Annotated in this window: 3 protein-coding genes; all 3 read left to right on the plus strand. The window is 51.1% G+C overall.

All coding sequences use genetic code 11. The features are described 5' to 3' along the window. The coding region (locus K2H17_RS04105; RefSeq protein ID WP_300131737.1) for a nitrilase-related carbon-nitrogen hydrolase at nucleotides 1-582 on the plus strand (582 nt) is incomplete at its 5' end. A gap of 63 nt (nucleotides 583-645) precedes the next feature. After that, nucleotides 646-1,200 (plus strand): hypothetical protein, encoded by a 555-nt coding sequence (locus tag K2H17_RS04110; protein ID WP_300131739.1) that lies wholly within the window; start codon nucleotides 646-648, stop codon nucleotides 1,198-1,200. A 59-nt stretch (nucleotides 1,201-1,259) separates the two neighbouring features. Then, the gene (locus tag K2H17_RS04115) at nucleotides 1,260-2,018 is read left to right on the plus strand and encodes a shikimate dehydrogenase (protein ID WP_300131741.1); all 759 of its coding nucleotides are present in this window, start codon (nucleotides 1,260-1,262) and stop codon (nucleotides 2,016-2,018) included. The last annotated feature ends 300 nt before the right edge of the window (nucleotides 2,019-2,318 follow it).

Below are 2,318 nucleotides of genomic sequence, written 5' to 3' on the forward strand. Positions count from 1 at the left end.
CTGGTATTCGAACGCGACGGATCATTAGCCGGGAAATACCGCAAAATGCACATCCCCGACGACCCTGCATATTACGAAAAATTCTATTTCACTCCCGGCGATCTCGGATTCAAGCCGATCTCTACATCTGTCGGCCGGCTCGGAGTCCTCGTTTGCTGGGACCAATGGTATCCCGAAGCCGCAAGACTCATGGCCATGAACGGTGCCGAAATGCTGATCTATCCTACCGCAATAGGATGGGAAAGCAGCGATACCCCTGACGAAAAGAAGCGTCAGCGGGAGGCATGGATGACCGTACAGCGTGGACATGCCGTGGCCAACGGACTGCCCGTAGTCACCGTCAATCGTGTCGGACATGAACCTGACCCATCCGGCGCGACGAATGGCATCTCATTCTGGGGCTCCAGCTTTGTCGCCGGCCCGCAGGGTGAAATCATCTATCTTGCTCCAGACAACGCAGAAGTTGAAACGACTGTTGAGATCGACATGAAACGCTCCGAGCAAGTGCGCCGCTGGTGGCCATTCCTCCGCGACCGCCGCATTGACGCCTATGGCGATCTGACAAAACGTTTCATCGACTAAGAGGTTGTAAAAAAAACGATCTTTAAGCAAAAGCATTTCATTTTTATAGCTATCAGACCTGAAGTGACAACCACTCAAGCATTCTCAGCTTCGTCAGGCGACTATCTGTCCGTCCTGCTCAGACTTTGGCTTCCCCGCTACGGATGGACAATTGCCGTGCCCCTACTTCTGTGTGCTACGATAGGATTCACATCCGATCCACGCTTTCTGCTCATCGCCCTGATGCTGCTTTTTATCGTGGTGCCAATGCTGATATCATTTCTCTATACATATTATATGCTGACACCTGAGGCCCGGCGCGCCGTCATCAGAAAAAAGATCGAGATCGACGAAGGAAACTCTCTCAGACTCATCTATCTGCCTGACGAAAAGAGCGAGCCAAACGATGGCAACAACAGCGCTTCGAAACGCGTACTCCTGCCGACAGCAAATGAAGAAGAGCGAGCGCCACTTCCACCGCCCCCAGTCCCTGATCCGGAAACAATACAGTGGACCGATATTCTCAGTGTCAGATCTACATCCCGATTCAGGATCTACATTCTCAAAGGGCCACGTCTCAACTTCATTCTTCTTCCGTGGGAGGCATTACAGCCATCATCTACCTCAGAATGTGTCTGACCCAATACTCCTGAATTTTTTCATTTTTGCATAACCAACCGCATAATATCATAACGAATATGTCACTGCCACGCCGCAAAGTCTACGGGCTGATAGGCTATCCTCTCACCCACTCTTTCTCGATGAGCTATTTCAACAATATGTTCGAATCAGAAAGCATCGATGCCGAATATGTAAATTTCGAAATTCCGGAAATCGGCGATCTGATGGAAGTTATTTCCGAAAATCCGAATCTTTCCGGACTCAACGTCACCATTCCATATAAGGAGCAGGTCATCCCTTACATGAATGAAATGGATTCCGAGGCCGCACAGATCGGAGCTGTCAATGTCATCAAAATCATCCGCGACAAGAACGGAGACGTGAAACTGAAAGGCTACAACAGCGATGCGATGGGATTTCAGAACTCAATCGCACCTCTGATCAACCCGAAGCGCAGCAAGGCCCTGATCCTCGGCACCGGGGGAGCATCTAAAGCTATCAACCGTGCGCTGATCAACCTTGGAGTTGATCCGGTCTACGTTTCCCGCACCCCGGCCGAAGGCCAACTGTCCTACTCGCAGCTGACACCGGAAGTAATGGAAAGCCACAAGATCATCGTCAACTGCACTCCGCTCGGAATGTATCCGAACGTAGACCGCTGTCCTGACATCCCGTATGACCTGCTCACTCCTGACCATCTCTGCTATGACCTCATCTACAACCCCGACATGACAACATTCATGCGAAAATCACGCGCCAACGGCGCAGAGGTCAAAAACGGACTGGAAATGCTGCTGTTACAGGCATTCGAATCCTGGAACATCTGGAATATGTGACACCACCTCTGAAATCCGGTTTTGAAATTATCGCTCATCCCTCTCCTGCCTTTTACCGCGGTGTTTATCCTCGGTATTCTTTTGCAGGGGTGTGGTATGAGCGGATTTTTTATCCTGATCCCGGTCGCGGCGGCTGTCACTGCCGCACTTCTTAAACACCACTACCTTTCCATCCTCTTTTTAGGATGCGCCCTCGGTGCCGTCATCAGCGACCTGCACACCCCCCACCCGCGTGATGACCGGTTCAAGGATTGAAGTTCGGACTTTTACGCTGTGGCCATAGATGTAAGGCGGTACGAA

Origin of the sequence: Duncaniella sp., from assembly GCF_029054785.1 — a bacterium.
Taxonomy (GTDB): domain Bacteria; phylum Bacteroidota; class Bacteroidia; order Bacteroidales; family Muribaculaceae; genus Duncaniella.